Source organism: Streptococcus sp. DD11, from assembly GCF_001578865.1.
Taxonomy (GTDB): Bacteria; Bacillota; Bacilli; order Lactobacillales; family Streptococcaceae; genus Streptococcus; species Streptococcus panodentis.
Genome location: NZ_KQ969395.1, coordinates 316,008 through 319,818 on the forward strand (window position 1 = coordinate 316,008; position 3,811 = coordinate 319,818).

Annotated in this window: 5 protein-coding genes; all 5 read right to left on the reverse strand. The window is 53.1% G+C overall.

Annotated elements, in window-relative coordinates; genetic code table 11:
- A partial coding sequence (gene trpA, locus STRDD11_RS09250; protein WP_128837122.1) for a tryptophan synthase subunit alpha occupies positions 1 to 445 on the reverse strand: 445 nt, incomplete at its 3' end.
- On the reverse strand, positions 438 to 1,661 hold the full coding sequence (trpB, locus tag STRDD11_RS09255) for a tryptophan synthase subunit beta (RefSeq protein ID WP_128837073.1): 1,224 nt from the start codon (positions 1,659 to 1,661) through the stop codon (positions 438 to 440). The genes trpA and trpB, both read right to left, overlap by 8 nt.
- Complete coding sequence (locus tag STRDD11_RS09260; protein ID WP_128837074.1) at positions 1,651 to 2,238, reverse strand: phosphoribosylanthranilate isomerase; 588 nt, start codon at positions 2,236 to 2,238, stop codon at positions 1,651 to 1,653. The genes trpB and STRDD11_RS09260 overlap by 11 nt, the downstream gene beginning before the upstream one ends.
- Positions 2,225 to 2,992 (reverse strand): indole-3-glycerol phosphate synthase TrpC, encoded by a 768-nt coding sequence (gene trpC, locus STRDD11_RS09265; RefSeq protein ID WP_128837075.1) that lies wholly within the window; start codon positions 2,990 to 2,992, stop codon positions 2,225 to 2,227. The genes STRDD11_RS09260 and trpC overlap by 14 nt, the downstream gene beginning before the upstream one ends.
- Positions 2,989 to 3,811: anthranilate phosphoribosyltransferase (gene trpD, locus STRDD11_RS09270; RefSeq protein WP_241209388.1), on the reverse strand; the 823-nt coding region annotated here is incomplete at its 5' end. The genes trpD and trpC, both read right to left, overlap by 4 nt.

A 3,811-nucleotide genomic window follows, 5' to 3' on the forward strand; every position in this document is an offset into this window, starting at 1 on the left:
CAATGTCAGTGCCGGCAAGCTGCGGCTGGATAAAATCTTCATGCTCATGGGGCAGGTCCGGGATAATCAGCCCCTTGACCGGTGTCCCAGCCAAGTCAGCAACAAAATCCTTGAGACCGTACTGAAAAATGGGATTGAAGTAAGTCATGATAATCAAGGGCAGCTGAGTATCCACTTGCTGCAGAGCTGCGACCAGTGTCTTGGCGGAAGTATGGCGGCCTAGGCTGCGCAGGCCCGCCGCCTCAATAACTGGCCCGTCTGCAACAGGGTCTGAAAAAGGCAGGCCGATTTCAATGGCTGACACGCCCAAATCTTCCAAAAATGAAATCGTCTCTGACAAACCTGCTAAGCCTTTCTCGTGGTCGCCGGCCATGATATAGGGAACAAAAATCCCCTTGCCTGCTTTTTTGATAGCTTCTAAATGCTGAGTGAGTGTTTTAGTCATGGGCACCTCCTTTTTGGGCTGCATCTGCTTCTAAACGCTCCTTAACCTGAACCACATCCTTGTCGCCGCGGCCGGATAAGCAGACAATCATAGACTTGTCCGGTCCCAGTTCCTTAGCCAATTGCACCGCATAGGCAATGGCATGGCTGGATTCCAGAGCTGGTATGATGCCTTCGATACGGGACAGAAGCTGAAAGGCTTCCAGGGCTTCCTCATCCGTTACAGGGACATAGGTAGCCCGCTTGATCGCATTAAAGTGGGAATGTTCCGGACCGATACCCGGATAGTCCAGGCCGGCTGAGATAGAGAAGGCTTCCAGAATCTGGCCCTGCTCATCCTGGAGAACATCCATGAGAGCACCGTGGAGAACGCCCGGCCGGCCCTTGGTCAGGGTCGCAGCATGCTCGTCAGTATCCAAGCCACGGCCAGCTGCCTCAGTCCCATACATGGCAACTGATGCATCGTTGACAAAGGGATAAAAGAGACCGATAGCGTTAGAGCCGCCGCCGACACAGGCTACTAAAGCATCCGGAAGAGCACCGGCATTCTGCTCGGCAAATTGCCGCTTGGCTTCTCTGCCAATCACACTCTGATAGTCGCGGACAATTTCTGGGAAAGGATGGGGACCCAGCGCGGACCCCATGATATAGTGGGTATCGTCCACATGAGCTACCCATGCCCGCAGGGCGGCATTGACAGCATCTTTGAGCACCCGCGACCCGTCCGTCACCGACTCGACCTTGGCTCCCAAGAGCTCCATGCGAAAAACATTGAGAGCCTGACGCTTGACATCTTCCTCGCCCATATAGATGGTACAGTCCATGTTAAAGAGAGCTGCTGCCGTGGCCGTAGCTACACCATGCTGGCCCGCTCCGGTCTCTGCGATGATTTTCTTCTTGCCCATGCGCTTGGCCAAAAGCACTTGGCCAAGGGCGTTGTTAATCTTATGAGCTCCGGTATGGTTGAGATCTTCTCTTTTGAGGTAGATTTTGGCTCCGCCGGCGTAGGCTGTCAGATTTTTAGCAAAGTAAAGGGGATTCTCCCGGCCGACATACTGCCTGAGCAGCTCGTCCAGCTCTGCCTGAAAAGCCGGGTCTTTTTTGCTGTCCTGATAAGCCTGCTCCAGCTCTAAAACAGCTGTCATCAGGGTTTCGGGAACAAAGCGCCCGCCAAAATCACCGTAGAATCCTTCTTGATTGGGTTGATTATATGCCATGTTTCACTCTTTCTATAAATGCTTGGATTTTTGCTTTATCCTTTCGCCCGTCTGTTTCTACACCGCTGGAAACATCCACTGCATAGGGGGAAAAGTGCTCAATTGCTGCTCCAACATTGTCTGCTGTCAGACCTCCGGCGATAAAGAAAGGCTGCTCAATCCTGCTGGTATCTGCTGTCTGCCAGTCAAAAGTCTGACCGCTGCCGGCAAGCGGAGCATCAAAGAGAATGTAGTCCGCTGCACGGCTGACCTGCCCCAGTCCCTGCTTGACCTGATAGGCCCGAATGACCGGGCGGCCAAGCTGAGGCAGCAGCGCTTCATCAAACTCCCCATGAATCTGCAGCAAATCAAGATCTGCAGCCGCCATAACAGCCTGCAGCTCTTCCAGACAGGGGGAGACAAAGACACCGACTGTTTTGACAGTTGGGGGGATGAGCTTGGACAGCTGAGCTGCCTTTTCAGGGCTGATCTGTCTGCGGCTCTCCGCAAAGACAAAGCCGATATAGTCAGCTCCGGCAGCCACAGCAGCCTGTACTGCTTCAGGACTTGACAGGCCGCAGATTTTAACTTTTGTCAATTTTCAGCTCCTTCATTCTCGCAGCTACATCTTCCGCCTGCATGAGGGCTGTTCCGACCAGAACAGCATCAAAATAAGGGGCCACCAGCTCGGCATCTGCTTTCTCAAAAATGGCTGACTCAGAAATATAAACCCTGTCAGCTTTGAAATGAGCAGACAGACCAAGGCTGGTATTGATGTCCGTTTCAAAGGTTACTAAATTGCGATTATTGACTCCGATGATGCGGGCTCCCAAGCGGTGGGCAGCTTCCAGCTCCGTCAGATTGTGAGTCTCAACTAAGACTTCCAGACCCAGACCGACCGCAAAGTCATAGAGCTCTTTCAGCCGCTTTTCCGTTAAAGCCGCCACAATGAGAAGAATCACTGTCGCCCCAGCATTTCTGGCCCTTACAATCTGCTTTTCATCAATGATAAAGTCCTTATTGAGGGTAGGAATGCTGACCTGATCCGAGATGTCCCGCAGATAGTCCAGACTGCCTTTGAAAAAAACTTCATCGGTCAGGACCGAAATCATAGCTGCACCGTTCTCCTCATAGATCCGGGCCTGCTGGACAATCTCCACATCAAGGTTAATATTGCCCAAGCTGGGACTGGCTTTTTTGACCTCGGCAATCAGCTGCAGCTCCTGAGGCCGGCTTTTAAGGAAATCGTAGAAAGAATAGGTTTGGCGCAGGGGCTGCAGCTCTTCATAGGCCATAGCAGCCACTTCTGCTTCCTTCTGTCTGAGAATGGTCGGGAGAAATTCTTTGTTCATTTTTGATACTCCTGCAGTTTTTTCAGCTTTTCATAGGCAGCGCCGCTGGCAAGAACCTCACGCGCCAGAGCAATCCCTTCTTTGATAGAGGCCGTTTTGCCATTGGCATAAAAACCCAGACCGGCATTGAGGACGGTCATTTCCAGGCAGGGTCCTGCCTGATTCTGCAGAACAGAGAGCAGAATGGCTGCATTTTCCTGAGCGTCTCCGCCGCGAACAGCTTCCAGCGGAAGGCGGGCCATGCCCACATCTTCCGGAGTAAAGCTGGCCAGCTGGATCCTCCCCTTTTCCAGCAGGGCATACTGGGTCGGACCACTCAGACCGGCTTCGTCCAGTCCATCCGGCCCTGATACGACCAGAGCCCGCTTGCGGCCCATATTTTTCAATACCTGAGCCGTGCTTTCCAGCATATCCGGCCGGCTGGTTCCCAAGAGCTGGGTTTCCAAAGCCATGGGATGAATCAGTGGGCCGGTCAGGTTCATGATGGTCGGGATGCCGAGGCTGAGGCGGGCCGGCATGATATACTTCATGGCTGGATGCATATTTTTGGCAAAGAGAAAGACAATCCCGGCCTCTTCCAGCACCTGAGCCAGCTGATTCGGCGCCAAATCCAGATTGATGCCCAGAGCCTCCAGCACATCGGCCGAACCTGACTTGGAAGAAATGGAGCGGTTGCCGTGCTTAGCCATAGGGATACCGCCTCCTGCCAAAACAAAGGCTGCCGTTGTCGAAACATTAAAGGAAAAAGACCTGTCACCGCCGGTGCCGCAGTTATCCATAGCATTAGCAATCGAGGTCGGAATATGCTGGGCATGCTCC